The sequence below is a fragment of the Conexibacter sp. JCM 18997 genome (assembly GCF_055391915.1).
The window spans coordinates 4255163-4281223 of the sequence record NZ_AP043885.1 but is presented as its reverse complement, the minus strand read 5'-3'; the positions used below and the strand labels follow the sequence as shown (position 1 = coordinate 4281223).

The following is a 26061-nucleotide window of genomic DNA, read 5'->3' as shown; positions in this document are numbered from 1 at the left end:
TTATCGATCCTGACGCTATCAGCTTCGCCGCAGCCGGCGCCACACCAGCACCGTGACGGCCAGCACACCGAGCGCCGGCAGCGCGCGCTTGAGCACCGCACCCCCGCCCACCGCCCCGACGTCGAGCACCTCGGCCGTGGGCGCGGACGCCTGCTGGCCCGACAGCTCGGCGGCCAGGCAGGCCGCGAACTGGTCCATCAGCTTGGCGCTGACGTCCTGCATCACGCCGCGGCCGAACTGGGCCAACGGGCCGGTCACGTTCAGGTCGGTCTCGACGGCCACCCGGGTGCCGTCGCCGTCGGGCGTCAGCACCGAGGTGATCGTCGCCGACGCGTTGCCCTGGCCGCGGTCGGCCCGCGCGCTGGCCTTCATCACGCTGCGATGCGCGGCCTCGTCGGCCTCCTGCTGCTCCAGCGAGCCCTGGAAGGTGTTGAGCATCGGGCCGAGCTTCAGCTTCATCTCGCCCGTGTAGGCGTCGCCGTCGCGACCCTGCAGGCTGGCGCCGGGCACGCACGGCGCGATGCGCTCGACGTCGAGCAGGATCGCCCACGCCTGGTCGATCGGCGCGGGGACCGTGAACGCGTTCTCCAATTTCATCGTGGACTCACCTCGGGTCGGTGGGCGGTCGGCCGCGGCCTGCTGGACCGCGGCGACGATCTTCTTGTAGGAGCCGCAGCGGCACAGGTTGCCGCCGAGCGCCTCGGCGATCTCGTGCTCGTCGGGCTGGGGGGACTCGTCCAGCAGGGCGCGCGCCGTGAGCACGAAGCCGGGCGTGCAGTAGCCGCACTGGAACGCGTGCTGGTCGGCGAAGGCGCGCGCGGTCGGGTCGCCCTCGGGCAGCCCGTCGACCGTCGTCACGCGACGGCCCGCCGCCTGCGCGGTGAGCAGCAGGCATCCGCTGACCGGCTCGTCGTCGACGAGCACGGTGCAGGCGCCGCACACGCCGATGCGACAGGTCTCGCGCACGCTGGTCAGGTCGGCCTCGCGGCGCAGGACGTCCAGCAGCATCTCGTCGCTGCGGCACTCCAGCTCCACCGGCCGGCCGTTGAGCTCCAGCGCGACCTTCATGCGCTGGTCTCCTCGCGCGCGTGCGCGCGGGCGTCCACCGCGTCGAGCACACGCTCGGCGGTCATCGGCAGCTGGGTCAGGTGCAGGCCGTAGGTGGCCAGCGCGTTGCCGATGGCCGGCGGGATCGGCGGCAGCGCCGTCTCCCCCAGGCCGTGCGGGACCGCGCCCTCGCGCTCGAACAGATCGTGCGTCAGGCGCGGCAGGTCCGCCGCGGCCGGGACGTTGTAGTCCGACAGGTTCGCGTTGGTCACCTGGCCGCTGTTGAAGTCGATCGCCTCGTACAGGGCGGTGCCCAGGCCCATGATCATCGAGCCCTCGTTCTGCAGCTCGGCGCCCGGGCGGTTGACCACGCGGCCGGCGTACACCGAGGCGTGCAGGTGGCGCACGGAGAGGGCGCCGGTCTGCTCGTCGACCTCGACGTGGGCCGCCGCCGCGCCCTGGTGCCAGTGGGTGCTGGCCACGCCCTGCCCGGTGTCGGGATCCAGGCCGCCGCCGTTGGAGATCTCGCCGAACCCGCGCTGGCCGTCGCCGGCCTCCAGGTCGCGGACCGCCTCGCGCAGCGCGCGGCCCATCATGTACGTGGAGCGGCTGGACGTCGTGCGCGTGTCGTACGGCACCACATCGGTGTCGGCGTCGGGAACCACCACCTGGCCGGGCTCGCACTCCAGCAGCTCGGCTGCCATCAGCTGGAGGCTGCGGCGCACGCCCTGCCCCATCTCGGCCGAGGCGCACTGGATCTCGTAGCCCACGGGCGTGCGCACCACGGCGATGCCCGCGCGGCTGGGCGTCTGCATCCCCTTGAGCAGCACGCACAGGCCCTTGCCGGTCGGGTCGGCCTCGTAGCCGACCGCGTCGGCCGCGGCCTGCAGGCACTCGGCGAAGTGCACGTCGTCCATCACCTCGCCGGTGGCGAACGCGTCGCCGTCCTTGAGCACGTTGCGCAGGCGCAGGTCCAGCGGGCTCATCCCCAGCTCCGCCGCGAGCAGGTCCATCGTGCGCTCCGAGGCCCACACCGACTGCATCGCGCCGTAGCCGCGGTAGGCCCCGTTGGGCGGCAGGTTGGTGTAGATGCACGAGCTGTCCACGCGCACGTGCGCGATCCGGTAGGGACCGACGCCGGCGTAGCCCATCTTCTGCGCGACGCCGGGGCCGCAGTCCGCGTAGGCGCCGGTGTCGACCCAGCAGTCGATCTCCTTGGCCACCAGCGTGCCGTCGCGGGTGGCGCCGATGCGCACCTTGACCACGGCGGGGTGGCGGTTGAGCGTCTGCCACTCCTCGGCCCGATCGAGCACCGCCTTGACCGGGCGGCCCGCCTTGCGCGCGAGCGCGGCGACGATCGCCTCCAGGCGCACGAACGTCTTGGCCCCGAACGAGCCGCCCATCGGCGGCGCGATGATGCGCACGCGCGACTCCTCGATGCCGAAGATCCCGGCCAGGTCCATGCGCACGTTGAACGGCGTCTGCGTGCCGGTCCACACCTCCAGGCGCCCTTCGTCGGTCCACCGGGCGAGCGCGGCGTGCGGCTCCATCGGCGCGTGCTGCGCGCCGGGCGTGGTGAACGTCTCCTCGACGATCACGTCGGCCTGCGCGAAGCCCTCGGCCACGTCGCCGGTGCGGATGCGGAAGCGGTGGCAGATGTTCGTGCCCGCCTGCGGGCGCAGGTCGAAGTAGGCGGCGTCGTTGTCGGAGATCGCGTGCTGCGCGTGCACGAGCGGCGCGCCGTCGGCCACGGCCTCGACCGGGTCGAACACCGCGGGCAGGTCCTCGTACTCGACGTCGACGAGGTTGACGGCCGCGCGCGCCGCCTCGCGCGTGGGCGCGGCCACCGCCGCGACGATGTCGCCGACGAAGCGCGCCCGGTCGGCCAGCACGAACTGGTCGGCGATCTGGCAGCCGTAGCGGTTCAGGTCGGCGGTGTCCTGCGGCGTGAGCACGACGACGTCGTCGGGCACCGCGCTGGTGTCGATGCTGGTGATCGTGCCGTGCGGGATCGACGCGCGCACGAACGCGGCGTGCCACATCCCGTCCAGCGCGACGTCCTGGGAGTACTTGGCCCGGCCGGTGACGCGCGGGTCGCTCATTGCACCTCCGCCACGGCCCGGGCGACCTCGACGGCGATCACGCGCTTGCGGTAGGCGGCGCTGCCGCGGGCGTCGGACATCGGCGCGATCCGCTCGGCGTAGGCGGCGCCGATCTCCTGCGGCGTCCCCGTGCACACCTCGGGGAACTCCTGGGGCTTCTCGGCCACCGCGCCGACGACGACGCGCAGGCCGTCGGCGCGGCGCACGGCGGCGACCGCCACGCACGGCCGGTCCTCCGAGCTGCGCGAGCGGAACTTGCGGTAGGTCGCGGCGCGCGGACCGGTGGGCACGCGCACCTCGATCAGCAGCTCGTCGGGCGCGATGCACGTCTCGTAGTGGCCGACGATCAGGTCGCTCATGCTCACCGTGCGCTGGCCGCGCGCCTGGGAGGCCAGCGTGACCGTCGCCCCCAGCGCGGTCAGCATCGCCGGCGGGTCGCTGGCGTAGTCGGCGTCGGCCAGCACGCCGCCGACCGTGGCCTGGTTGCGCACGCGCGGGCTGGCCACCACGCCGAAGGCGTGCGCCAGCGACGGCAGGTGCTGGAGCACGAGCGGCGCCGTCTCCACCGTGCGGTGGCGGACCATCGGGCCCAGGCGCAGCACGTCGCGCTCGCGGGTGATGCGGTCCAGCCCGTCGACACCGGCCAGGCTGAGCAGCGTCTGCGGGCGCAGGAACCCCTGGTTCATGAGGATGCCCAGGAACGTGCCGCCGGCCAGCACCGTCGCGTCCTCGCCCAGGCGCGCCTTGTGCTCGAGCGCCTCCGTGAGCGAGGTCGGCGCCAGCCAGTCCGGTCCGTCGGTCAAGACAGGATCTCCACGACGCCCGAGCTGCCGTTGACGCGCACGCGGTCGCCGGTCTTGATGCGGTCGCCGGCGTTGGACGTGCCGACCACGGCCGGGATCCCGAACTCGCGCGCGACGACCGCCGGATGCGAGGTCGTGCCGCCCGCCTCGGTGACCAGGCCGCCGATCTTCGTGAACACGACGACCCAGGCCGGGTTCGTCATGCGGCACACGAGGATGTCGCCCTCCTCGACCTGCGAGAACTCCTCGGGCGAGGAGACGAATCGCGCCGGCCCTTCGACCACGCCGGGGGACGCGGCCAGGCCGCGCACCTCGCCGGTCAGCGTCGGCTCGCCCGCGGTGAACTTCTCCGGGAAGCCCCAGTTGGCCACGTAGGGGAAGTCGAGGAACTCCTGCGTGACCGTGCCCACCCACGAGCGCGGGCGGATCTCCTCGGCGTCCTCGCGCTCGTCGCGGCGGTCGGAGACGAGGTCCTTGGGATCGAACGCGTTCGAACCGGCCATCAGCTCGCGCAGCTCGCCGTAGTGCAGGTACATGACGTCCTCGGCGTCGTGCAGCACGCCGGCCCGCTCGAGGTTGCGCCCGATGCCGATCAACACGATGCGCAGGCGCGCGTTCGTGCCCTGGTCGCAGTAGAAGTGGTGATCGGGCGTCAGTGGGTTCATGCCCAGCGACAGGTCCAGCGCGGTCTGCAGCCGCTCGCGGTCCGCGCCCTCCACGCCCTCCATCAGCTCGCGCTTGGCCGCCTCGAGGTCGTCGGTCACCGCCTGCAGGTTGGCCGGGTAGTCGTAGTCGGTGAGGACGTAGCCGCGGATCGCCTCGATGATCGGCGCGGGGTCCTCGCGCCAGGTCGGGTAGGCGAACTCGTGCGACCAGATCGACTTGTAGCCGAAGGCGGCCTGGTGGGGCTCGAGGCCGTCGGCCAGGAACTGGCGGCCGCGCTCGGTCTCGCCCAGGCGGCGCAGGACGTCGGCGGCGTTGCCGCCGTCGAAGGCCGCGCGCAGGTCGGCGTCGGCGGCCACCTGGTTCTTCAGCTCCCACAGGTCGCGGATCGAGTCCCAGTTGCGGTCCTCCAGCGAGGACTGCAGGCGGCCGAGCAGCTCGGCGTCCACCTCGCCCTTGACCGCGGTGGCCACCTCGGCCAGCTTCGAGGAGCTGGCGAACTGGGCCAGGTTGAGCATCCAGTGGATCTTCCAGTGGCGATCGTGCATGTCGATCGCGTCCTCGAGCAGCACCGCGAGCGCGACGAGCTCGGCGTTGTCGTAGTCGAAGGCGTCCAGCCGGGCGAAGTTCGCCTCGATCTCGGGGCGCAGGCGATCGCGCCACCAGCCCATGAAGTTCGCCGCGTAGTGCGGGAGCGTCCAGTCCAGGTAGGCGCCGATGCGGTCCGCGTAGCCGGCGCGGCGCGGCACCCGCGGCGCGTAGCGGGCGTTGTACTCGGTCGCCTCGGGGGTGACCGCGGGATCGCACGGGATCGCCGCCGTGTAGACGTAGCCGTTGATGCACTTGGCCACCCAGTCGGCGGCGAACGGCGTGCCGAACCGGCGGAACATGTGGTCGCAGGTCAGCCACCAGCCGCCGATGTCGAAGAACATCGGCGTCACCGGGTTGGGCACGTGCAGGTCGTCGAAGACCCAGAACAGGTCGCTCTCGCCTGCGTCCCACTGGATGGGGAACTCGTCGTCCCCCAGGAAGCTGCCCAGCACCCCGTCGCTCACGCCGTCTCTCCTCTCAACCATGGCCCGTTCCACCCGGGCGGCGGCCGGGATAATAGATGATCGATGATTGGTGGCAAGTCGACCGGTCTAGCGCTATTGTCCCGTCGGCCATGGGGGCAACGGAGGCCGGAGGGCTGACTTCCACACAGCTGGGCCCGACGCGGACCGTGCTGCGTGAGCAGGTCAAGGAGCTGCTGCTGCAGCGCATCATCACGGGCCAATACGCCCCGGGCCAGCGGCTGGTCGAGACGCGCATCGCGCAGGAGTTCGGCATCAGCCAGGCGCCCGTGCGCGAGGCCTTGCGCGACCTGGAGCTGCTGCGCTTCGTCGAGTCCGCGCCGTTTCGCGGGTCGTGGGTGCGGCAGATCTCGCGCGAGGAGATCGCCCAGGTCTACCCCGTGCGCGCCGCGCTCGAGGAGGTGGCCGCGCGCGAGGCCGCCGTCAAGCTCGGCGGTGACGTCTCCGCGCTGGAGGCCGAGCTGACCGAGATGCTCGCCGCCACCGACCTGCACGAGCAGGTGGCCCACGACGTGCGCTTCCACGAGCTGATCGTCGAGGCGGCCGACAACCGGCCGCTGATGGCCGCCTGGCAGGCGCTGCAGGTCGCGGCCGTGACCACGATCACCGCGCTGGCCACCGGCATGGCCCGCGACGAGATCGCGCTGCGCCACGAGCCGATCGTCGAGGCCCTACGCGTCGGCGACGCCGACACCGCGGGCACGGCGATGCGCGCGCACCTGGAGGAGTTCGGCCGGCTCGTCGAGGCCGAGCCGGCGTAGCGCGTCGCGGCCGGCGGGTGTACCGTCGGCCTATGCAGTCATCTAGACAGCTTGGGGCGCTGGCCGGCGCGCGGGCCGCCGTCACCGGCGTCTCCGCCGGGATCGGGGCCGAGATCGCCGTCGCGTTCGCGGCCGCCGGCGCCGACGTCGCGGGCCTCTACCTGGACGACGAGGACGGCGCCGAACGCACCCGCGCGCGGATCGAGGAGGCCGGCGGGCGGGCGCTGCTGCGCCAGGGCAACACCGCCGACGTGGCCGCCGTCGAGGCGCTGGCCGACGAGGTCGTGCGCGCCTGGGGCGGCCTGGACATCTGGGTCAACAACGCCGCGCGGCTGTTGGTCAAGCCGTTTTTGGAGATGACCGACGAGGACTGGCACGGCCTGCTGGCCGCCAACCTGCACGGCTACTTCCACGGCTGCCGCGCCGCCGCGCGGCAGATGGTCGACGCGGGGACCGGCGGGCGGATCGTCAACATCAGCTCGGCCTCCGACGTGCTGGTCAACTCCGACCTGAGCGCCTACATCGCCGCCAAGGGCGCGATCGTCGCGCTGACCAAGCAGCTGGCCGTCGAGCTGGCTCCGCACGGCATCCGCGTCAACGCGATCGCGCCGGGCGCCGTCGACACCCCGCTCAACGCGACGGCCTACACGCCGGCGGTGCGCGAGGTCTACGCCCAGCGGATCGCCATGGGCCGCATCGGCACCCCCGACGAGATCGCCGACGCCGTGGTGTTCCTGGCCTCCGACGCGTCGCGCTACGTGACCGGCGTCGAGCTGCTGGTGGACGGCGGGCTGACCATCAACGGCAACGTCGGCCATGCCCGCGGCTGACGCGCCGCGGGTCCTCGTCGAGGGCCTCGACCATCCCGAGGGCGTCTGCTGGGATCCCGATGCGGGCGTCGTGTGGGCGGGCGGGGAGGACGGCCAGCTGTACCGGGTGACGCTGGACGGCACGTTCGCGGAGCTGGCGGTGCGCGCGCCGTCGTTCGTGCTGGGCCTGGCCGTCGACGGGCGCGGGCGGCTGGCCGTCTGCGCTTCGGCCGACGGGTCGCTGTGCGTGTCCGACGGGACCTCGGTCCGCCGGGTGATCTCCGAGGTGGACGGCGAGCCGCTGGTGCTGCCCAACTACCCGGCCTTCGCGGCCGACGGCACGCTGTGGCTGAGCGCGTCCGGCGAGTGGTCGCGCAACGACGGGCGCGTGGTGCGCATCGACGCCGACGGCAGCGCGACGACGTTCTCGCGCGCGCGCCCATGCTTCAGCAACGGCCTGGCCGTGTCGCCGGACGGGCGCTGGCTGTGGCAGGTCGAGTCCTTCGACCCGCGGGTCTCGCGCTACGACCTCGAGGCGGGCGACGGCGTGGCCGAGACGGTGATCGAGCTGCCGGGCACGGTGCCCGACGGCCTGGCCTTCACCGCCGACGGCGGCGTGCTGATCTCGCTCTACCGGCCCGACCGGATCCTGTACCTGGATCCGGCCGGCGCGCTGGAGGTCGTCGCCGACGACTTCCAGGGGACGATGATGGCCGCGCCCACGAACGTGTGCTTCGCGGGCGACGGGCTGGACCGGGTGGTCGGCGCCAACCTGGGCCGCTGGCACCTGACGCTGTACGAGGGCCTCGGGCTGGTCGGCGCGCCGCTGTTCCGGCCGGCGCACTGGGCCGCCGACGCGATCTAGGGCCCCGCCGTTGTCCGCTGCGACCCGCATACCGGGCTCGAGCGGACAACGGCGCGGGCGGCGGCCGCCTCGACCGCGCTCAGTGGATGAACGGCCGCAACGTGTCCCGGGCGATCAGGAACCCGCGCTGGACGAGCTCGGCCGTGCCCTCGAAGCGTCGGTCCTCGTGCTCGATCGAGACGACGCCGTCGTAGCCGACCGCGTAGAGCGCCGCGAAGTAGCGCGACCAGTCGACCTGGCCCAGGCCGCACAGGCGCGGGACCTGCCAGCCGATGCCGGCGCCCATCACGCCGTGGTCGTAGAGGCCGTCGGGGCGGACCTCGACGTCCTTGCCGTGCGTGTGCAGCAGGCGGTCGCCGAACTCGTAGACCGCGCGCTCGATGTCGATCATCTGCCACACCAGGTGGGACGGATCGAGGTTGAGGCCGAAGTTCGCGTCGGGGATGCGCGTGAACATCTCCCGCCAGATGGCCGGCGAGTAGGCCATGTTGTTGCCGCCCGGCCATTCGTCGCCGGTGAAGATCATCGGGCAGTTCTCGATGGCGATGTTGACGCCGCGCTCGCCGGCGTAGGCCACCAGCGGCGGCCACACCTCGTCGAACACGTCGAAGTTGTCGGCGATCGAGCGGGTCTTGTCGCGGCCGATGAACGTGCCGACGGTGGGGACGCCGAGCAGCTGGGCGCCGTCGATGACCGCCTTCAGGTGGGTCGCCGCGGCCGCGCGCGCCTCGGGGTCGGCGTCCAGCGGGTTGGGGTAGTAGGCCAGCGCGCTGATCTCCAGACCGCGCGCGGCCAGGCCCTCGACGATCGCGGTGGCGCCCGCCTGGTCCAGGCCCGCGACGTCGATGTGGCTGACGCCGGCGTACCGGCGCACGGCGCCCGCGGCCACCGGCCAGCAGGCGACCTCGAGCGTCTCGAACCCGTTGGCCGCGGCCCAATCGGCGACCTCGTCCAAGGTCTGGTCGGGGAAGGCGGCGGTCAGCAGTCCCAGCTTCATGACGGCGTGGTCTCCTCTCGAATCTCGCTGACGCTCACCCAGCGGGCCTCGCGCGCGCTGCGCGCGATCGCGGCGCCGATCAGCGCCTCCTCATGCCCATCGGCGAACGTCGGGTAGTCAGGTGTGTCGGTCCCGCCCGGCCCGCCGTCGGCCACGGCGGCGTACACCGCGCGGTACAGCTCGCGGAACGTGTCGGCGAAGCCCTCGGCGTGGCCGCCGGGCAGGTGCGTGGTCGCGGCGGCGCTCGGGTGCATCAGGGAGGCGTCGCGCATGAGCAGCTCGTTGGGCCGGCCGCGATGGCCGAGCCACAGGCGCTCGGGCGCCTCGGACTCCCAGGCCAGCGCGCCGCTGGACCCGTCGATCTCGAACGACAGCAGGTTCTTGCGCCCCGCCGACACCTGGGAGATCGTCGCCACCGCGCGGGCGCCGCCGTCGAAGCGCAGCAGCAGGCCCGCCGCGTCCTCGGTGGTCATCGGGTGGTCGACGGTCTCGCCGTCGGTCGCCGCCGCGTACGTCTCGACCGGGCCGACCGGCTCGCGGCGCACGGGGATGAACGTCGTCAGGTCGGCGCACACCGCCTCGACGTGCTGCCCGGTGACGAACGTCATCAGGTCGATCCAGTGCGAGCCGATGTCGCCCACCGCGCGCAGCTCGCCGCCGACCGCGGGATCCAGGCGCCAGTTCCAATCCGTCTCCAGCAGCAGCCAGTCCTGCAGGTAGCCGCCGCTGACCAGCCGCACGTCGCCCAGCTCCCCGGCCCGCACGCGCGCGGCCGCCTCCTGGACCTGCGGGTAGAAGCGGATGTTGAAGTTGACCGCGTGCACCAGGCCGGAGGCCTCGGCCAGCGCGAGCAGCTCGGCGGTCTCCGTCGCGTCCAGCCCGAGCGGCTTCTCGCAGACGACGTGCTTGCCGGCGGCCAGCGCGGCGCGCACCTGCGGGGCGTGGGCGTCGTTGGGCGAGGTGATGTGGACGACGTCGACGCGGGGATCGGCGAGCATCGCCTCGAAGCTCTCATACGGCTCCGGCAGCCCGGCGGCGCGGGCCTTCTCCCGGGCCCGCTCCGGCGATGAGCCGACCACGCCGGTGACCTCGATGCCCAGGCGCCGCAGCGCGTCGACGTGCACCACCCCGATGAAGCCCGTGCCCACCACGGCGGCGCGCACGACGGTCCTGTCCCCCATCCCACTCCTCGTCTGGTCGTCTAGACAGGTCGGCACGCTACCAGGAGGGCCGTGCGCGCCGGAAGCGCACTGGATGACCGGACAACCGGACCGGTCCATGCGCGGGTAGGATCGCCCCGTGGACGAGCCGCGCTTCACGCCCCGCTACTACGAGATCGAGCAGGCGCTGCGCGAGCGGATCGAGGCCCTGCGCCCGGGCGACCCGCTCCCGTCCGACGCGATGCTGTGCCGCGAGTTCGCCGTCAGCCGCATGACCGCGCGCAACGCCGTGCAGCGCCTGGCCCAGGAGGGGCTCGTGCGGCGCGTGCCCGGGCGCGGCACGTTCGTGGCCGAGCCGCCCGCGCACCGCACCGCCGACAGCCTGCTGAGCTTCTCCGAGGAGATGCGCCGGCGCGGCCGGCGGGCCAGCTCGGACCTGGTCGACCTACGCACGCGCGCGGCCGACGACGTCGAGGCCCAGCGCCTGCGCCTGGACGGCGACCGGCAGGTGATCGTGTTGCAGCGGCTGCGCAAGGCCAACGGGCAGCCGGTCGCGCTGGAGACCGCCGTGCTCCCCGCGCGGCTGGCCGCGGCGATCGACGGCGTCGACTGGAACGCGGCCTCGCTGCACGCCGTGCTGACCGCCGCGGGCGTGCAGCCGCGCACGGGCCAGGCCACGATCACCGCGCAGTCGGCCGGCCCGGCGGACGCGCGGCGGCTGGACGTGCGGCGCAACGCCGCGCTGCTGGTCGAGCAGCGCCTGATCGTCGACGCCGACGGCACGCCGGTCGAGCTGACCGAGACGCGCTACGCGGGCGACCGCTACGCGCTGGACGTGCTGTTCGACGTGCAGCCGCCGGCGCGTTAGCGCCAGAGCGCGGAGACCTCGACCCAGGTCTCGCGCTCCTCGCCGGGCGCGAGCAGCGGCAGCACGCCCGCGGCGCGATCGGCCGCGCGACCGAGGACGCTGCAGTTGGCCGGCTCGATGCCCAGCACGTAGGCGCGCTGCGCGGTCTGCAGCCACTGGTGCACGCGCGGCAGCGCGGTGCGGTCCCAGCGCACCTCGACGGCCAGGCCCAGCGCGGGCTGCTCGACGCGGGCGACGCCCTCGGCCCCGGTACCGAGGTGGTGCTCGAACACGCGCTCGGGCGTCTCGTCGGCCAGCGGCGCCCGGTTCCAGGCGGGCGCCGCCGCGGCCGCGGCAGGATCGCGCGGGGCGACCGAGCGGTGGTCGTCGAAGGCCAGCGTGGCGCCCGCCGACCACAGCGGCGCGCCCAGGTTGACGTGGTAGAGCACCGGCGCCGGCTCGGGCTCCGTGCCCAGGTTGGCGGTGCGATCGGCGACCAGCACGCGGCCGGTGTCGGCCCAGGTGGTGATCGTGCGGTGCGTCTCCAGGCACGGCCCGAGCGCCGCGCCCTCGCGCATCGTCGCCTGGACCACGACCGCCAGGTCGCCGTCGACCTCGGCTCGGGCCACCGACGTGATCGTCGCGCGCTGGTGGGAGGCGTCGCCGTGCAGGCCGTGACCCTCCGACGGCGCGCCGACGTTGCGCCGCCCGCAGGTGGTGACCAGCCCGCCGCCGAACGCGGCGCCCCAGTCCTCCCCGTGGGGCGCGGTCAACGGCGCGGTCTCACCGACCGCGGAGATCCAGGCCAGCGGCACGCCGCGCGACCAGGCGGCGCCGATGTCGCAGCCGCGGTCGGGCAGGATCCGCACGTCGATGCCGCCGAGCACGCGCACGTCGATCGCGCGACAACCGGCGGCCGGTCCGTCGGCGACGACCGAGGAGACGACCGTCGCGCGCTGGTGCGCCGACAGCACGGACGTGGTCATCGCGCGGCCGCCAGCTCGTCGAGCACGAGGTCCAGCGTCAGCGCGCCGGCCCGGGCGTGGGCGTCGGCCGCCACCGCGCCGGCCCGTTCGAGGGCGATCACGCGCGCGCCCGCGGCCAGACCGGCCTCGGCCCCGGAGGCCGTGTCCTCGATCACCACGCAGTGTCCGGCGGTCACGCCGAGCGCGGCCGCGGCGGCCAGGTACCCGTCGGGCGCCGGCTTGGGGCGCGGCACCTCGCCACCGCAGACCAGCACGTCGAAGCACTCCGCCACGCCGGCCGCGCGCAGCGTGCGTTGCACGCGCGGGCGGCGCGAGGCGCTGACCAGCGCCAGCGGCACGCCGCGCTCGTGCAGGGCGCGCACGACGTCGATCGCGTCCGTGAACACCTCGAGGTCGGCGTCGATGGCCGGGAACAGGTGCGCCGAGTGGGCGGCGAAGAGGTCGTCCTCGGGCGGCAGCGCCACGCGGTCGGCGAAGACCCGGTAGGCCTGCCCGAAGCTCTTGCCCGGCAGCGCGGCCAGATCCTCGGGCGTTGGCTGGTACCCGTGGCGGGCGATCACCTCCGACCACGCCGCCTGCGACAACGGCTCGGTATCGGCCAGCGTCCCGTCGAGATCGAACAGGACGGCGCCGGTCACCGGGGGTCCAGGACGAACTTCACCCCGTCCCCGGCCCGCGAGGCGTCGAACGCGCGGCGGAACTGCGCGATCGGGACGACCTCGGTGACCAGGGGCTCCAGCTCGATGGCGCCCTCGTCCAACAGCGCCATCGCGCGCGCCCACGAGGTGGGCGTGCTGGCGAAGCCCGCCGTCACGGTCAGCTCCTTGAAGCAGATCAGGTCGTAGGGGATCGTCACGTCCTCGCCGCGCAGACCGATCTGCACGAGCAGCCCGCCGCGGCGCAGGGCGCGCAGGCCGTCGGCGATCCCCGGTCCGGCGCCCGAGCACTCGACCGCGACGTCGAAGGACTCCTCGTCGATCGGGTCGGCACCGGCGATCGACGTCGCGCAGCCCAGGCGGCGCGCCATCTCCAGGCGAGGCGCGTCGCGCTCCGTCCCGCGCACCGTGACGCGCCCGCCGCTGGCCGCGGCGGCCTGGGCGGCGATCAGACCGATCGCGCCCGGACCGACGACGAGCACGCGGTCGCCGGCGGCGACGGTCGCGGGGTCCATCATCGACTGGCAGATGCAGGCCAACGGCTCGCTCAGCGAGGCGGCGGCGTCGCTGAGGCCGGCGGGCACGCGGTGCAGGCCGTGGGCGGGCACGACCACCGAGGACGCGAACGCCCCGTCGACGTGCGTGCCGATCGACTGCCGCTGCGGGCACATGTTCGGCCGGCCGGCGCGACAGAAGCGGCACTGCCGGCAGGTCGCGTAGTACGTCTCGCTGACCACGCGCTCGCCCAGCCACGCGGCGTCCACGTCGGCGCCCAGCTCGGCCACCGTGCCGCACACCTCGTGGCCCATCGTCACCGGCGGCACGCTGGGGTACTCGCCGGCCTCGATGTGCAGGTCGGTGCCGCAGATCCCCGCGGCCCGCACCTCGAGGCGCACGTAGCCGGGCGGCACCGTGGCCGCCGGCTCCCGTTCCACGAGATCGATGTTCCCCTGGCCGGGGGCCAGCTTGGCGACTCCGAGCATCTGTCTAGACAGGCTATACCGCTGCTCGAAGGCGCGTCAACGCGCGGGCGGCCGGCCCGCTCAGCCGGCGTGGGCGTACGCCGCCTCGGCGTCCGCCTCGGCCTCCGCGTCCCCGGCCGGCGCCGGCTTGGGCGAGCGCAGGACGAAGACCGACACCAGCACCGCCACGCCGAGCAGGGCGGCGCCGACCAGGTAGGCCAGGTGATAGCCGCCGTTCAGGGCCGCGTCGGTCGCATCGCCCGCCTTCCTCAGCGCGTCGGTGCGCTCCGCGGCCAGCGTGGCCAGCACGGCCAGGCCGATCGCCCCGCCCACCTGCACGCTCGTGTTGACCAGCCCCGAGGCCAGGCCTGCGTCCTCGGGCGTGGCCCCGGACATGGCCAGCGTCATGACCGCCGCGAACGACAGGCCCGCCCCGAGACCCAGGAACAGCATCACGGGCAGCAGGTCACGCACGTAGCTGCCGTCGACCGGCGTGCGCGCGAACAGCAGCAGGCCGATGGCGATCAGCACCAGGCTCGGGGTCAGCACGGCCTTGGCGCCGAAGCGCATGGTCAGGCGCCCCGAGAAGCCCACGGACATGATCCCCATGATCACCGTCGCGGGCAGGAAGGCCAGGCCGACCTCCAGCGAGCTGTAGCCCAGGATCTCCTGCAGGTACAGCGCGCCCAGGAAGAACATCCCGAACATCCCGACGACGATCAGCGCCTGCACGATGTTGGCGCCCACGACGTTGCGCGAGCGGAACAGGCGCAGCGGCATCAGCGGGTTGGCGGCGTGGTCCTGGCGGACGAAGAACCCGACCAGCAGCGCCAGCGAGATCGCGCCCAGCAGGAGCGTCCGAGCGGCGACCCAGCCGTGCTCCTCGATCCCCAGGATCGTGTAGACGCCGAGCATCAGCCCGGCGGTGATCAGCACGGCGCCGGGGACGTCCGCGCCGGCGCTCAGGCCGAGGCCGGGGCGCGACGAGACCAGGCGCATCGCGGCCACGATCGTGAACACCCCGAGCGGGATGTTGATGAAGAAGATCCAGTGCCAGTTGATGGCCTCGGTCAGGATGCCGCCGGCCAGCAGGCCGATCGAGCCGCCGGCGCTGGCCACGAAGCCGAACACGCCGATCGCCTTGGCCTGCTCGGCGGGCTCGGGGAACAACGTGACGATCATGCCCAGCACGACCGCCGACGACAGCGCCCCGCCGACGCCCTGGATGAAGCGGGCGGCGATCAGCATCTCCTGGCTCTCCGATAGCGCGCACAGCAACGACGCCGCGGTGAAGATGCTCAGGCCGATGATGAACACGCGCCGCTGGCCGATCAGGTCGCCGAGCCGGCCGGCCAGCAGCAGCAGGCCGCCGAAGGCGATCATGTAGGCGTTGACCACCCAGGCCAGGTTGGCCTGGCTGAAGCCGAGGTCGTCGCGCACGACCGGCAGGGCGACGTTCACGACCGTGCCGTCGAGCACGATCATCAACACGCCCAGGCACAGGACGTAGAGCGCGATCCAGCGGGAGCGGTCGTTGGTGGTCGGGTCGGTCATGCGGGTACCTCGTCGCGCTTGCGCAGTCCGCCGAGCTCGTCGCGTCGGCCCAGCGGTGCTCGATCGAGCAGCTGCCAGGTGGGGTTGAGGGCGTCGGTTCCGCGATCCATGGTCGTGTACGTGTGGTAGACGGTGCCGCCGTCGAGGACGAAGCAGCTCAAGGCCATCAGCTCCATGGATCGGAGCCGGTCGAGCGCCTCGGCGTCGGTGACGGTGCCGAAGTTGTAGCCCTCAGACTCGGCCACGAACGAAAAGTCATCGTCGAAGGTCGTATCGCCGGACGAGACCCACGGAATCGTCCAGTCGAAGCGGTCCTTGTAGGCCTGCAGGACGGGCAGCGGGGACCGCGAGGCGAACAGGAACGTCACGTCGCGCTGGTTGAGGTAGGCGGCGGCACGCTCCATCTGGTCGCTGTGGAACGTACAACCCGGGCAGCCGTCGGGTGTGTCGGGCCCGTGCATGAAGTGGTAGACGACGAGCTGCGAGCGCCCGTCGAACAGCTCGGCCAGGCCCTTGGGGCCGTCGACCGTGTCGAACACGTAGTCGGCCTCGACGGGCACCCAGGGCAGCTCGCGCCGCCGGGCCGCGAGCGCGTCGCTGCGGCGGGTCAGCTCCTTCTCCTCCTCCAGCAGCTCGCGGCGGGCCTTCAGCCATTCCTCGCGCGTCCCGATCATCTGCGCTCGCCTCCCGTTCCTCTCGCTTGTCCACGGAGGTTCTAGCACATGAGTTGGTATTTCGTACTTCACAATTGGTAATACCGAGCATCTGATACGGTAATCCCCGTGGCCAAGCGACGCACCTACGGCGATGCCTGCGGCGTCGCCCGCGCGCTCGATCGCGTGGGCGAGCGCTGGGCGCTGATGATCGTGCGCGAGCTGCTGCTCGGGCCCAAGCGCTTCACCGACCTGCGCACCGAGCTGCCCAACGTCAGCCCGGACGTCCTCAGCCAACGCCTGCGGGACCTGGCCGAGGCGGGCATCGTGGCCAAGCGACAGCTGCCGCCGCCCGCCGCGTCGGTGGTCTACGAGCTGACCGAGCGCGGCCTGGAGCTGGAGCCGGTGATCCATGCGCTGGGCACGTGGGGCGCCCGCATCCCCGTGACGCCCGACGACACGCGCATGAGCTTCGACGCCCACGTCCTCAGCCTGCGCACGCTGTTCGACCGCGCGGCCGCCGGCGACTTCACCACGGTGATCGAGCTGCGCCTCGGCGGCCGGCCGTTCTGCGCGGAGATCTCACGCGGCGGGCGCTTCACCATCGAGCCCGGCACCGCCCCGGGCGCGCACGCGATCATCGAGGGCCCGCCCGAGATGGTGCTGGGGATCGCGCACGGGCGCATGCGCGCGACCGACGCGATCCGCACGGGCGACATCACGGTCACCGGCGACGTGGCCGCCGCCGAACGCTTCCTCGGGCTGTTCCCGCTGCCCGAACCAGCGCCCGTTTGACGCACCGCCCGTCCGGGCATTAGGGCGCCCTAATGCATCGTTTCGCCATCGCGGTCGCCGCGCTGGCCGCGCTCGCCCTGCCGGGATGCGGCACCGACGACCCGCGCTCCACCCAGACCGCCGCCAGCAGCACCGGCGGCCCGGTCGTGCTCCAACACAAGTTCGGCACCACCACGGTCGACGGCGCGCCGCAGCGCGTCGTGGCCGTCGGCTTCAACGACCAGGACTTCGCGCTGGCCCTGGGCGTGCGGCCCGTCGGCGCCCGCCAGTTCCAGGCCGGCATCGACATCACCGACCGTCCGTGGGCCCAGGCGGCCCTGGCCGGCACCCAACCCGAGCTGATCGGGGCCGAGGAGCTGAACTTCGAGCAGATCGCCGCGCTGCGACCCGACCTGATCCTCGGCGTCTACTCGGGCATCACGCGCAAGGACTACGACCTGCTGTCGGCGATCGCGCCGACGCTGGCCCAGAGCGGCGACTACATCGACTACGGGATGCCCTGGGAGGAGCAGACGCGGTCGATCGGCCGGGCGCTCGGGCGCGAGCAGCGGGCCGACGCGCTCGTCGCCGACGTACGGGCGCGGTTCGCCCAGGCCCGCCGGGAGCTCGGCAGCGCGGGCCAGACCTACGCGTTCGCGGCGGGCAACGGCGGCAAGCTGTACCTGTACGACGACGAGGACCTGCGCTCGCGCTTCTTCGCGTCGCTGGGCTTCGCGCTGCCCAAGCCGATCGCCGACCTGACCGGCCGGTCGTTCTTCGCCGAGATCTCCGGCGAGCAGCTCGAGCTGCTCGACCAGGACCTGCTGGTCATCTACGGCAAGGAGGCCGAGCTGCGCAAGATCCCCGGGTTCGACCGGATCGGCGCGGTGCGCGACGGCCGCGTGATCTACCTCGATCCCGCGGGCGACCTGGCCAACGCGCTGGGCTTCAGCAGCCCGCTGAGCCTCCCCTACGCGATCGACGGGTTCGTGCCGCGCATCGCCGCGCGTCTGAGAGATTCGTGAGAAGGCGGCGCGCGCCGCGCCGAGCGCGCGGTACGGTCGCCGCGTGCGACTCCTCCTGATCGTCCTGCTGGCCGCCGGGTCGCTCGCCGCGTGGGCCTCGGCCGCGTCGGCGGAGACGAAGCTGGTGACGATGCAGGCCGGTCCGTACGAGGTCGGCGGCTACCAGGTGCGGCTCTCCGGCAAGGAGAACCGCAGCGTCCCCAGCCCCGGCGTCGACGGCTACATCACGCACATGGAGGCCGACGTCGTCGACGTCAAGACGGGCCAGCCGGTGCCCATCAACCGGATCATGCTGCACCACATCGTCTTCTCCAAGGCGGGCACCGGCGTGGCCGGCGGCGCGTTCTACGGCGACGGCGAGGAGCGGGCGACGATGGACCTGCCGCCCGGCTACGGCTACCCGATCGCCGCGGGCGACCAGTGGTCGTGGGTGTGGATGCTGATGAACCACAAGCCGTCGACCGACCGCGTCTACATCCGCTACCGGATGACGATCGTCACCGGCGAGCCGCGTACGCCGGTCGTGCCGATCGCCTTCGACACCTCGCGGCTGCGCCAGGGGCTCGTGTTCGACGTGCCCGGCGGCGGCGGACCGGGCTCGGTGGACGTGCGCTCGATGACCCGGCCGGCGCCGGTCGCGGGGCGGCTGGTCGCGGGCCTCGGCCACGTGCACGGCGGCGCCAAGGACCTGACGCTGACCCAGCCCGACTGCGGCGGGCGCACGCTGTATCGCTCGACGCCGACCTGGGGCCTGGCCGACCACCCGTTCTACCGGGTGCGCCCGGTGCTGCACGAGCCGGGTCCGATCAACATGTCCCAGCTGCGCTCCAGCGCCGGGATCCCGATCGCCGCGGGCGAGCGGCTGACGCTCACCTCGCGCTACGACAACGAGCTCCCGCACACGCGCGCGATGGGGCTGATGCTCACCTACCTGGCCCCCGACGAGACGGTCACCGAGCCCTGCGGCGCGCTGCCCGCCGACGTGCAGTCGGTCAAGCCAAGCCTTCCGGGGCGCCTGCTCGCGCCGGTCCAGCGCATCCGGATCTACGACTGGACGCCCAAGGGCACCGCCGCCACTGTGGCCGGGCCGAAGGGCGCGCTGCGCCGGGTCAGCGGTGCGCCGACGGTGGTGGCCGACGGGCGCTCGTTCAGCACCGGCAACCTGTCGGTGCCCGTGGGCACGACGGTCAACTGGTCGTTCCCGTCCGACGAGCTGCACAACGTGACCGTGGCCGACGGCCCCGAGGGGTTCTCCTCCGACCGCCTCAAGGACGGCGGGACGTACGCCAAGCAGCTCACCCGCCCGGGCACCTACACGCTGTTCTGCGAGCTGCACCCGGTGGGCATGATCGAGCGGATCGTCGTCCGCTAGTGACTCAGGGCACTAGACCCGTCCCCAGCTGCAGGCGGACGCCCCAGTAGGGCTCGCCGCGGCGCACGAAGTACGCGGTGTTGGGCGACAGGTCGAAGATGGCCACCGCGCCGTCGGCGCCCTGCACGTGCACCGACGCGCCCTGCACCGCGACGATCACGCCCGGTTCGCGCGCGCCCAGGTGCACGATCAGCACGTCGTCCCCGACCTGCGGCAACGTTCGACTGGGCGGCATTTCCTCACGATAGGCGTAGCCTCTCGGGGATGAGCGCGGCGGTGCCTTGCACGGTCTGGTGGGCGTGGCCGCGCGAGGCGACCGAGGCCCAGCTCGCGCTCCTGTCCGACGGCGAGCGCGCGCGTCACGGGGCGCTGGGCCGCGACGCCGACCGGGCCCGCTTCGCCACCGCCCGCCTGATCGCCCGCGCGGCGCTGGGCGCGCGCACCGGACAGCGGCCGCAGGACGTCGAGCTCGACGCCACCTGCCCGCGCTGCGGCGAGCAGCACGCCAAGCCGGTCGCGGGCGGCCGGGCCGCCGGCCTGGAGCTGTCGATCTCCCACAGCGGCGAGCGTGTGGCCGTGGCCGTGGCCGAGGGCGCGCAGGTCGGCGTCGACGTCGAGGGCCCGTCCGCGCTGGGCGGCGGCGACGGGCGCGATCTGTGGGAGGCGGTGCTGCGCCCCGGCGAGCAGGCGATCGTCGCGCGGCTGCCCGAGGAGCTGCGGGCCGAGGCCTTCCTGGGCGTGTGGACGCGCAAGGAGGCGATCCTCAAGGCCACCGGCGACGGCCTCGACGTGGCCATGACCGAGCTGGAGGTCTCGCCGGCCACGGCCGCGCCGCGCGTGCTGGCCAGCGCCGGCCACCTGCCGCCCGCCGAGTCGATCGCGCTGGCCGAGCTGCATCCGGGCGCCGGCTACCGCGCGGCGCTGGCGGTGATCACCCGCGGCCTCGTCGACCTCGAAGAGGTCGACGCCGAGGTGCTGCTGGCCGATCTGCCCAACGCGTGAGGCCCGGCCGGAGCCGGGCCTCGAACGTGGTCTGCGGGCGGGCCGTCAGGCGTTCTTCGGCACGCAGAGCGCGTACACGCGCAAGATGCGGTTGGTGCCGCTGAGGTTGCGGCCGTAGGCGTCCCAGCCGGTCACCTCACCGGTCGGGGCCTGCACGGGCAGGGTCGCCGTGATCGGCGCCTCGAGCGCCGTCGGGGCCAGCGTGGTGGGGATCAGCCAGGCGCCGCCGCCGCCGATCGCCTTCTCGTTGGCGTTGCAGCTGACGTCGACGTTCGCGCCGGTCGCCGTGGGGATCTCGGCGGTCTGCGCGGTGGCCACGCGCACGGCGTTGGCCATGAACGCGCCGGGGGCGCGGCCCTGCAGGGTGGTCGCGGTGTCGGCGGTCTTGGCCGTATCGGCGGTCTTGGCCGAGTCCGCCGTCTTGGCCGTGTCGGCCGCCTGGGCGGACTGGGCGCTCTGCGCCTGCTGGGCCAGCTGGGCGGCGGGGACGATGCCCAGCTTGGCCTCGTTGACCTGCGCGCCGCCCAGGGCGTTGGCCATGACCCGGTTGCCCGGGATGCTGTTCGTCTTGATCGACTTGCCGCTCAGCGACGCGGCCGCGTAGCCGGTACCACCGAGCGCCACGAAGAGCGCGACGATGGCCAGCACGAACGCGGGCGACGGGCGGGAGATGGTGATGGATCGCATGCGGACCAGGCTCCCGCCCCGCGGCCACCCGGTCTGCTCACTGCTCGACGTCCGAACTGTCGCGTGTGCGACAGAGGTCGGTCAGTCGCGCGCGGTGATCTGGTCGAGGTTGACCTCGACCACCTCGTGGGCGCCCTCGACGGCGATGTAGGCCAGCGGTGGCCCGCCGAAGAACACGGCGTTGTCGCCGCCGCCGACGTACACGGCCGGCACGACGTTGCCGCCCTCGACGTGCACCCACACCTTCTGCCCCTGCTTGAACAGGCCGTCATCCGCCATGGCCGCCAACCTACCGCAGCGTGGACGATCCCATCCCCGCCGCCCGCCGCGTCGCCGCCGACGTGCTCGCCCCCGCGGCCGAGCAGACCGACGCGTCCGGCGTGCTGCCCGCGGCCAACCTCGACGCGCTGGCCGCCGCCGGGCTGTACGGCCTGGGTGCCGGCGACGCCGACTTCCTCGACGTGTGCACGGCGATCGAGATCGTGGCCCAGGCGTGCCTGACCACGGCCTTCGTGTGGACGCAGCACCTGGGCGCGCTGCCGGTCGTCGCGCACACCGCGCCCGACGCGGTGCGCGAGGCCTGGCTGGGGCCGATGTCGACCGGCGCGCGTCGGGTGGGCGCCGCCTTCACCGGCGCCGCGCTGCCCGGGCCCGCGCTGTTGCACGCCACGCCCGAGGGCGACGGCTGGCGCCTGCACGGCGTGACGCCCTGGATCAGCGGCTGGGGGCACATCGACGCGATGCACACCGCCGGGCGCGCGCCCGACGGGCGCGTGGTCTGGGCGCTGCTCGACGCCGACGCCGATGGCCTGTCGACCCAGCCGCTGGCGCTGCTGGCGGTCAACGCCAGCGCGACGGTCAAGGCCGCCTTCGACGGCGTCGCCGTGCCCGCCGGCCGCGTCACCCAGATCACGCCCGAACCCGCCGGGTCGGCGATCGTGCCGCCGGCCACCCGCATCCACGCGGCGCTGTCGCTCGGCGTGGCCACGCGCTGCGCGAGCCTGTTGGGCTCCGAGCGGCTGGCGGGCGAGATCGACGCCGTCCGGGCCGCGCTGGACCGCGCGCTGGCCGACCCCGACGCGATGGCCCAGGCCCGGGCCGACGTCGCCGAGCTGACCGTGCGCGCGGCCGGCGCGCTGCTCGTGCAGACGGGCGCCCGGGCCGCGGTCGCGGAAGGCGCCCCGCAGCGCTTGGTCCGCGAGGCGCACTTCCTGTCGATCTTCGGCTCCCGCGCGCCCATCAAGGCGGCGCTGCTGGAGCGGCTCGGGGCCTAGGCGCTGGCCGCCGCCAGCAGCTGGTCGCCCAGGCCCTGCAGGTCGTACAGCCCGGAGACGCTCGTCTCCTGACCGACCTGCTGGACGACGCTCATCAGCGCGCTGGCCCCGATGCGGCCGTCCTGGAACCCGCCGCTGGAGCTGTCGGCCAGGACGTAGCGGATGCGCCCGTCCTTGACCGCCTGCGCCAGCCACTGCACGCTGACCTGGCTCTCGCTGCCGGAGAAGCCGCCCAGGCCGGCCACCGACACGCTGCCGTCCGCGTTGAGGACCGCCGACGCGGCGCTGGACTGGCTGGAGACGCCGAGCGTCCCGCCGCCGTTGGCCTGGACGTAGGCGATCGCCTCGGTCAGCGACTGGCCGCCGCCCCCGAACATCCCACCGCCGCCGCCCTGGGCCGGGGCCGTACCGGTGCCGCCGTTGCCGAACAGCGAGCCCACGGCACCCGGCGAGGTCGAGCCCGAGGTGCCTGCGCCGGAGCCCATCTGCGGTGGAGCGCCACCGCCCGGCATGCCGCCACCACCGCCGGGACCGCCCCCGCCCGGTCCGCCGAAGCCGACCTGCGTGGTCGGGCCACCCGCGGGGAACGTGCCGCTGGTCGCGTGGCCCAGCGTCTGCACCGCCCAGGTGGCCGGGGCGATCGCCAGCAGGGCCAGCGCACCGCCGACCACCCACGCGCGCCAGTGCTCGGCGATGGGCAGGGCCAGGGCGATCGCGGCGGCCACGCCGCCCGCGCCCAACAGGCCCGCGACCCAGTGCATCGTGTCCTGCGAGCTCAGCACCGCCAGCTCGACGCCGACGCCGGCGGCGATGGCCAGCGGCGCGGCGATCCGGGCCAGCAGCGATCCGCGAGCCAGCTCCGCCGCGCCCGCGCCGACCAGGGCCGCCGCGAACGGGGCCAGGAGCGACACGTAATACGGGTGGAAGATGCCCTTGGCGAAGCTGAACACCACCGCGACGGTCAGGAACGCACCGCCCGTGGCGATGATCCAGCCGGTGCGCGGGTCGGTCCGCCTCAGCCGCGAGGCGATCGCCACGACCACGAGGGAGGCGACCGCGAAGCCGAGCAGCCAACCCGCCTGCCCGCCCAGCGCGTTGTTGAGCAGGCGCAGTGGGCCGGGGTCGCCGCCGAACATGGTGTTGCCGCCGCCGAAGCCGCCGCCGCCCGGGCCGCCGGCCTGACCGTCGACGCGGCCCAGGCCGTTGTAGCCGAAGATCAGCGACCACACGGAGTTGTCGTTCGTGCCCGAGATCCAGGGGCGGTCGGACGCCGGGGTGAGCGTCACCAGCAGCGGCCAGGCCAGCGCGGCCGCGGCCAGCGCGACGCCGCCGGCCAGCAGCTGCTTGATCGCCACGAGGCGGCCGCGCGGGGCGACCCACAGGTAGGCGGCGGCCAGCGCCGGCAACATGATCAGCGCGGCGGCCATCTTCGTCTCGAAGCCGAGGCCGATGCACAGGCCGGCGATGACCAGCCACCGCGTGCGGCCGTCCTCCAGGCCGCGCACCATCGCCCACAGCGCGCCCACGCTGCACAGCACGAGCAGCGCGTCGGGGTTGTTGTGGCGCGACACGGCGACCATCACCGGGGTGATGACCAGCGCGAGCCCGCCGACGAAGCCGGCGAAGCGCCCGAACCGGCGGCGCACGAGGTCGTAGGTCAGCCCGACCGACGCGACGCCCATCAGCGCCTGCGGCACGAGCATCGACCAGGAGGAGAAGCCGAACGCACGGACCGACAGCGCCTGCACCCACAGGGCGGCGGGCGGCTTGTCGACGGTCTGCAGCGAGCCGGCGTCGAACGCGCCGTACAGGAACGCGTGCCAGCTGTCGGCCATGCTGCGCACGGCCGCGGCGTAGTACTCGTTGGCGAACCCGTTGCGCGACAGCGCCCACAGGTTCAGCAGACCGGCGAGGACGAGGAGGAGCAGCAGCTCCGGGCGGATGGCGGCGATGCGCCGCGCGGTGGTGGTCGCGCGCTGGCGGATCCCGAGCGAGGTCGGGATCGGCCGCGGCGGGAGGCTCAGGTCGGACACGCCAACCAGACTGGATCCCCAACCTCAGAGGCGACTGAGAGGTTTCTCAGGCTTCTCGCGGGCAGGTCCTCTTCCATGTCGTCCATGACCTTCGGCGCCCAGCTGCGCAGCTTCGTCGTCATCGGCGTCCTGTGCACGCTCGCCTACGCGGCGATCTACGCGCTCCTGCGCGGCAGCGGTCTGGGCCCGTTGGCCGCCAACGCGCTGGCGCTGGCCAGCACGATGGGCGCGAACTTCGTGGCCAACCGGCGCCTGACCTTCCAGGCCACCGGCCAGCCCTGGCTGCCCCAGCTGGCCGGCTACGCGGTGGCCTACGCGCTCGGCGTCGCCGCCTCCAGCGTCGTGCTGCTGGCGCTGCAGTCCGCGCTGGGCCACCCCAGCGGCCTGCTCGACACCGCCGCCGCGGTGTGCTCCGGGCTGGCCGCGACCGCCGTGCGCTTCGTGCTCATGCGCGGCTGGGTCTTCCGCACGGCATAGCCGCGGGCCCCGACCCGCGATCATCCGGGCATGAGCACGGACACCGACACCTGGGACGTCATCGTCATCGGCGGCGGCGCGGCCGGTGAGAACGCCGCCGACTACGCCGTCAAGGGCGGCCTGACCGCGGTGATCGTCGAGGCCGAGCTGCTGGGCGGCGAGTGCTCGTTCTGGGCCTGCATGCCCAGCAAGGCGCTGCTGCGCCCGGTCGAGGTGGCCGGGCTGACCCGGCAGCTGCCGCTGTCGCCCGCCGCGCGCGTGGACGTGGCGGCCACGCTGGCCCGCCGCGACCGCATCAACCACGGGCGCGACGACACCTCCCAGGTCGAGTGGGCCACCGGCGCGAACGTCGATGTCGTGCGCGGCGCGGGCCGCCTGACCGGCGTGCGCACGGTCGCCGTCGGCGAGCGCGTCCTGCACGCGCGCCAGGCCGTCGTGCTGGCCACCGGGTCGCAGGTCACGTTCGCCCCGGTCGACGGGCTGGCCGACGCCGCCCCGTGGACGTCGCGCGACGTGACCAACATGGCCGAGGTGCCCGGCCGCGTGCTCGTGGTCGGCGGCGGGGTCGTGGCCTGCGAGTCGGCCACCTGGCTCAACGGGCTGGGCGCCGAGGTGACGCTGGTCGAGCGCGGCGACGCGCTGCTGGCCAAGCTGGAGCCCTTCGCGGGCGAGCGCGTCCGCGATGCGCTGGAGGAGCAGGGCGTCCGCGTCCGACTGTCCGCGACGCTGGCCGCCGTCCGTCGCGACGCGGTGGACGCCGCGCCCGCGCTCGGGCGCCCGCACGGCGGCCCGGTCGTCGCGGTGATCGACGGCGCCGAGCTGGAGGTCGACGAGATCGTCGTGGCCACCGGCCGGCATCCGGCGCTGCAGGGCGTCGGGCTGGAGCAGGTCGGCCTGGACCCGGGCGACCCGCTGCGCCTCGACGACCATCTCGCCGTCCAGGGCGTCGCGGGCGACTGGCTGTACGCGGTCGGCGACGTCAACGGTCGTGTGCTGCTCACCCACCAGGGCAAGTACCAGGGCCGCGTGTGCGGTGACGTGATCGCCGCGCGGGCCCAGGGCGAGCCGGTCGATGCGCCGCGGTTCTTCGCCTCGGCCGATCACGCCCAGGTCCCGCAGGTCGTCTTCACCGATCCGCAGGCGGCGTCGATCGGGCAGACCGAGGCGCAGGCGCGCGCGGCCGGTCACCCGGTGCGCACGGCCGAGCTCGACATCAGCGTGGGCGGCGCGACCGTCAACCGCGACGGCTACAGCGGCCACGCCAAGCTCGTGCTGGACAGCGAGCGCGAGGTGCTGCTGGGCGCGACGTTCGTCGGTCCCGAGGTCGGCGAGCTGCTGCACGCCGCGACGATCGCCGTGGTCGGCGAGGTGACGCTGGGCCAGCTGTGGCACGCGGTCCCCGCCTACCCGACGGTCAGCGAGGTGTGGCTGCGGCTGCTGGAGGCGCTGCGCGCCGAGGGCTGGCGCTGAACGGCTAAG

General features: G+C 73.7%; 26 protein-coding genes. 11 read left to right on the top strand and 15 right to left on the bottom strand.

The features are described 5' to 3' along the window. Positions 1–18: 18 nt before the first annotated feature. Genes ACZ5UI_RS21565 through ACZ5UI_RS21550 form a run of 4 tightly spaced genes read right to left on the bottom strand, consistent with a single transcriptional unit; the run spans position 19 to position 5670 of the window. Positions 19–1068 carry a xanthine dehydrogenase family Fe-S subunit gene (locus ACZ5UI_RS21565; RefSeq protein ID WP_464190885.1) on the bottom strand — a complete coding sequence of 350 codons (1050 nt, stop codon included), beginning with the start codon at positions 1066–1068 and terminating at the stop codon, positions 19–21. Further along, positions 1065–3149: a xanthine dehydrogenase family protein molybdopterin-binding subunit gene (locus ACZ5UI_RS21560; protein ID WP_464190883.1), complete on the bottom strand. Its 2085-nt coding sequence runs from the start codon at positions 3147–3149 to the stop codon at positions 1065–1067. Before ACZ5UI_RS21560 ends, ACZ5UI_RS21565 begins: the two co-directional genes overlap by 4 nt. Then, a complete protein-coding gene (locus ACZ5UI_RS21555) occupies positions 3146–3952 on the bottom strand; it encodes an FAD binding domain-containing protein (protein ID WP_464190881.1) in 807 nt (268 codons plus the stop codon). The genes ACZ5UI_RS21560 and ACZ5UI_RS21555 overlap by 4 nt, the downstream gene beginning before the upstream one ends. Beyond that, entirely contained in the window at positions 3949–5670 is a 1722-nt protein-coding gene (locus tag ACZ5UI_RS21550) for a PEP-utilizing enzyme (RefSeq protein WP_464190879.1), read from the bottom strand. The genes ACZ5UI_RS21555 and ACZ5UI_RS21550 overlap by 4 nt, the downstream gene beginning before the upstream one ends. A gap of 167 nt (positions 5671–5837) precedes the next feature. Between ACZ5UI_RS21550 and ACZ5UI_RS21545 the strand changes: the two genes are divergently transcribed. From ACZ5UI_RS21545 to ACZ5UI_RS21535, 3 genes are read left to right on the top strand one after another with little or no spacing between them, the layout of a single operon-like run. Beyond that, the gene (locus ACZ5UI_RS21545) at positions 5838–6449 is read left to right on the top strand and encodes a GntR family transcriptional regulator (RefSeq protein ID WP_464190877.1); all 612 of its coding nucleotides are present in this window, start codon (positions 5838–5840) and stop codon (positions 6447–6449) included. A gap of 32 nt (positions 6450–6481) precedes the next feature. Beyond that, the gene (locus ACZ5UI_RS21540) at positions 6482–7279 is read left to right on the top strand and encodes an SDR family NAD(P)-dependent oxidoreductase (protein WP_464190875.1); all 798 of its coding nucleotides are present in this window, start codon (positions 6482–6484) and stop codon (positions 7277–7279) included. Continuing rightward, positions 7266–8123, top strand: a complete 858-nt coding sequence (locus ACZ5UI_RS21535) for an SMP-30/gluconolactonase/LRE family protein (protein ID WP_464190873.1) — start codon at positions 7266–7268, stop codon at positions 8121–8123. Before ACZ5UI_RS21540 ends, ACZ5UI_RS21535 begins: the two co-directional genes overlap by 14 nt. A gap of 79 nt (positions 8124–8202) precedes the next feature. Here the strand turns inward: ACZ5UI_RS21535 and ACZ5UI_RS21530 are convergent, their stop codons facing one another. Beyond that, entirely contained in the window at positions 8203–9120 is a 918-nt protein-coding gene (locus ACZ5UI_RS21530) for a sugar phosphate isomerase/epimerase family protein (RefSeq protein WP_464190871.1), read from the bottom strand. Further along, positions 9117–10301 (bottom strand): Gfo/Idh/MocA family protein, encoded by a 1185-nt coding sequence (locus ACZ5UI_RS21525; protein WP_464190868.1) that lies wholly within the window; start codon positions 10299–10301, stop codon positions 9117–9119. Before ACZ5UI_RS21525 ends, ACZ5UI_RS21530 begins: the two co-directional genes overlap by 4 nt. Positions 10302–10419: 118 nt before the next feature. Here ACZ5UI_RS21525 and ACZ5UI_RS21520 point away from each other — a divergent pair, with 118 nt between their 5' ends. Further along, positions 10420–11148 (top strand): GntR family transcriptional regulator, encoded by a 729-nt coding sequence (locus tag ACZ5UI_RS21520; protein WP_464190866.1) that lies wholly within the window; start codon positions 10420–10422, stop codon positions 11146–11148. Here the strand turns inward: ACZ5UI_RS21520 and ACZ5UI_RS21515 are convergent. The 5 genes from ACZ5UI_RS21515 to ACZ5UI_RS21495 are packed head-to-tail and all read right to left on the bottom strand — an operon-like array spanning position 11145 to position 15959. Then, complete coding sequence (locus tag ACZ5UI_RS21515) at positions 11145–12113, bottom strand: aldose 1-epimerase family protein (protein ID WP_464190864.1); 969 nt, start codon at positions 12111–12113, stop codon at positions 11145–11147. The two genes, ACZ5UI_RS21520 and ACZ5UI_RS21515, sit on opposite strands and share 4 nt — an antisense overlap. Further along, positions 12110–12751 (bottom strand): HAD family hydrolase, encoded by a 642-nt coding sequence (locus tag ACZ5UI_RS21510; RefSeq protein WP_464190861.1) that lies wholly within the window; start codon positions 12749–12751, stop codon positions 12110–12112. The genes ACZ5UI_RS21515 and ACZ5UI_RS21510 overlap by 4 nt, the downstream gene beginning before the upstream one ends. Next, the gene (locus tag ACZ5UI_RS21505) at positions 12748–13752 is read right to left on the bottom strand and encodes a zinc-dependent alcohol dehydrogenase (protein ID WP_464190859.1); all 1005 of its coding nucleotides are present in this window, start codon (positions 13750–13752) and stop codon (positions 12748–12750) included. The genes ACZ5UI_RS21510 and ACZ5UI_RS21505 overlap by 4 nt, the downstream gene beginning before the upstream one ends. Positions 13753–13812: 60 nt before the next feature. After that, the gene (locus ACZ5UI_RS21500; RefSeq protein ID WP_464190857.1) at positions 13813–15285 is read right to left on the bottom strand and encodes a DHA2 family efflux MFS transporter permease subunit; all 1473 of its coding nucleotides are present in this window, start codon (positions 15283–15285) and stop codon (positions 13813–13815) included. Beyond that, positions 15282–15959, bottom strand: coding sequence for a DUF899 family protein (locus tag ACZ5UI_RS21495; protein ID WP_464190854.1), 678 nt, complete (start codon positions 15957–15959; stop codon positions 15282–15284). Before ACZ5UI_RS21495 ends, ACZ5UI_RS21500 begins: the two co-directional genes overlap by 4 nt. Before the next feature lie 108 nt (positions 15960–16067). Between ACZ5UI_RS21495 and ACZ5UI_RS21490 the strand changes: the two genes are divergently transcribed. Genes ACZ5UI_RS21490 through ACZ5UI_RS21480 form a run of 3 tightly spaced genes read left to right on the top strand, consistent with a single transcriptional unit; the run spans position 16068 to position 19109 of the window. Next, positions 16068–16733: a winged helix-turn-helix transcriptional regulator gene (locus ACZ5UI_RS21490; protein ID WP_464190852.1), complete on the top strand. Its 666-nt coding sequence runs from the start codon at positions 16068–16070 to the stop codon at positions 16731–16733. A gap of 32 nt (positions 16734–16765) precedes the next feature. Further along, positions 16766–17737, top strand: a complete 972-nt coding sequence (locus ACZ5UI_RS21485; RefSeq protein WP_464190850.1) for an iron-siderophore ABC transporter substrate-binding protein — start codon at positions 16766–16768, stop codon at positions 17735–17737. Positions 17738–17780: 43 nt separating this feature from the next. After that, on the top strand, positions 17781–19109 hold the full coding sequence (locus tag ACZ5UI_RS21480; RefSeq protein ID WP_464190848.1) for a cupredoxin domain-containing protein: 1329 nt from the start codon (positions 17781–17783) through the stop codon (positions 19107–19109). Positions 19110–19113: 4 nt separating this feature from the next. Here the strand turns inward: ACZ5UI_RS21480 and ACZ5UI_RS21475 are convergent, their stop codons facing one another. Beyond that, a complete protein-coding gene (locus ACZ5UI_RS21475) occupies positions 19114–19344 on the bottom strand; it encodes a hypothetical protein (protein ID WP_464190846.1) in 231 nt (76 codons plus the stop codon). Between the two features lie 29 nt (positions 19345–19373). On the opposite strand from ACZ5UI_RS21475, the gene ACZ5UI_RS21470 reads away from it, so the two are divergent. Beyond that, the gene (locus ACZ5UI_RS21470; protein ID WP_464190844.1) at positions 19374–20111 is read left to right on the top strand and encodes a 4'-phosphopantetheinyl transferase family protein; all 738 of its coding nucleotides are present in this window, start codon (positions 19374–19376) and stop codon (positions 20109–20111) included. Between the two features lie 45 nt (positions 20112–20156). On the opposite strand, the gene ACZ5UI_RS21465 is transcribed toward ACZ5UI_RS21470, so the two are convergent. Continuing rightward, positions 20157–20798 carry a hypothetical protein gene (locus ACZ5UI_RS21465; RefSeq protein ID WP_464190842.1) on the bottom strand — a complete coding sequence of 214 codons (642 nt, stop codon included), beginning with the start codon at positions 20796–20798 and terminating at the stop codon, positions 20157–20159. Positions 20799–20879: 81 nt separating this feature from the next. Further along, complete coding sequence (locus ACZ5UI_RS21460) at positions 20880–21077, bottom strand: hypothetical protein (RefSeq protein WP_464190840.1); 198 nt, start codon at positions 21075–21077, stop codon at positions 20880–20882. Between the two features lie 20 nt (positions 21078–21097). Here ACZ5UI_RS21460 and ACZ5UI_RS21455 point away from each other — a divergent pair, with 20 nt between their 5' ends. Next, positions 21098–22072 (top strand): acyl-CoA dehydrogenase family protein, encoded by a 975-nt coding sequence (locus ACZ5UI_RS21455; protein ID WP_464190837.1) that lies wholly within the window; start codon positions 21098–21100, stop codon positions 22070–22072. Here ACZ5UI_RS21455 and ACZ5UI_RS21450 read toward each other — a convergent pair. Continuing rightward, the gene (locus ACZ5UI_RS21450; protein WP_464190835.1) at positions 22069–24105 is read right to left on the bottom strand and encodes an ArnT family glycosyltransferase; all 2037 of its coding nucleotides are present in this window, start codon (positions 24103–24105) and stop codon (positions 22069–22071) included. The two genes, ACZ5UI_RS21455 and ACZ5UI_RS21450, sit on opposite strands and share 4 nt — an antisense overlap. A gap of 75 nt (positions 24106–24180) precedes the next feature. On the opposite strand from ACZ5UI_RS21450, the gene ACZ5UI_RS21445 reads away from it, so the two are divergent. Beyond that, complete coding sequence (locus ACZ5UI_RS21445) at positions 24181–24582, top strand: GtrA family protein (protein ID WP_464190832.1); 402 nt, start codon at positions 24181–24183, stop codon at positions 24580–24582. Positions 24583–24612: 30 nt separating this feature from the next. Further along, positions 24613–26052, top strand: a complete 1440-nt coding sequence (locus tag ACZ5UI_RS21440) for a dihydrolipoyl dehydrogenase family protein (RefSeq protein WP_464190830.1) — start codon at positions 24613–24615, stop codon at positions 26050–26052. Positions 26053–26061: the final 9 nt, after the last annotated feature.

Excerpts from the sequence above, each read along its gene's own strand:
- ACZ5UI_RS21500 (WP_464190857.1), bottom strand. The coding sequence starts at position 15,285 with ATGACCGACCCGACCACCAACGACCGCTCCCGCTGGATCGCGCTCTAC.
- ACZ5UI_RS21445 (WP_464190832.1), top strand. The coding sequence starts at position 24,181 with ATGTCGTCCATGACCTTCGGCGCCCAGCTGCGCAGCTTCGTCGTCATC.
- ACZ5UI_RS21495 (WP_464190854.1), bottom strand. The coding sequence starts at position 15,959 with ATGATCGGGACGCGCGAGGAATGGCTGAAGGCCCGCCGCGAGCTGCTG.
- ACZ5UI_RS21440 (WP_464190830.1), top strand. The coding sequence starts at position 24,613 with ATGAGCACGGACACCGACACCTGGGACGTCATCGTCATCGGCGGCGGC.
- ACZ5UI_RS21540 (WP_464190875.1), top strand. The coding sequence starts at position 6,482 with ATGCAGTCATCTAGACAGCTTGGGGCGCTGGCCGGCGCGCGGGCCGCC.
- ACZ5UI_RS21475 (WP_464190846.1), bottom strand. The coding sequence starts at position 19,344 with ATGCCGCCCAGTCGAACGTTGCCGCAGGTCGGGGACGACGTGCTGATC.
- ACZ5UI_RS21485 (WP_464190850.1), top strand. The coding sequence starts at position 16,766 with ATGCATCGTTTCGCCATCGCGGTCGCCGCGCTGGCCGCGCTCGCCCTG.
- ACZ5UI_RS21530 (WP_464190871.1), bottom strand. The coding sequence starts at position 9,120 with ATGAAGCTGGGACTGCTGACCGCCGCCTTCCCCGACCAGACCTTGGAC.
- ACZ5UI_RS21460 (WP_464190840.1), bottom strand. The coding sequence starts at position 21,077 with ATGGCGGATGACGGCCTGTTCAAGCAGGGGCAGAAGGTGTGGGTGCAC.
- ACZ5UI_RS21560 (WP_464190883.1), bottom strand. The coding sequence starts at position 3,149 with ATGAGCGACCCGCGCGTCACCGGCCGGGCCAAGTACTCCCAGGACGTC.
- ACZ5UI_RS21535 (WP_464190873.1), top strand. The coding sequence starts at position 7,266 with ATGCCCGCGGCTGACGCGCCGCGGGTCCTCGTCGAGGGCCTCGACCAT.
- ACZ5UI_RS21565 (WP_464190885.1), bottom strand. The coding sequence starts at position 1,068 with ATGAAGGTCGCGCTGGAGCTCAACGGCCGGCCGGTGGAGCTGGAGTGC.
- ACZ5UI_RS21515 (WP_464190864.1), bottom strand. The coding sequence starts at position 12,113 with ATGACCACGTCCGTGCTGTCGGCGCACCAGCGCGCGACGGTCGTCTCC.
- ACZ5UI_RS21525 (WP_464190868.1), bottom strand. The coding sequence starts at position 10,301 with ATGGGGGACAGGACCGTCGTGCGCGCCGCCGTGGTGGGCACGGGCTTC.
- ACZ5UI_RS21505 (WP_464190859.1), bottom strand. The coding sequence starts at position 13,752 with ATGCTCGGAGTCGCCAAGCTGGCCCCCGGCCAGGGGAACATCGATCTC.
- ACZ5UI_RS21470 (WP_464190844.1), top strand. The coding sequence starts at position 19,374 with ATGAGCGCGGCGGTGCCTTGCACGGTCTGGTGGGCGTGGCCGCGCGAG.
- ACZ5UI_RS21465 (WP_464190842.1), bottom strand. The coding sequence starts at position 20,798 with ATGCGATCCATCACCATCTCCCGCCCGTCGCCCGCGTTCGTGCTGGCC.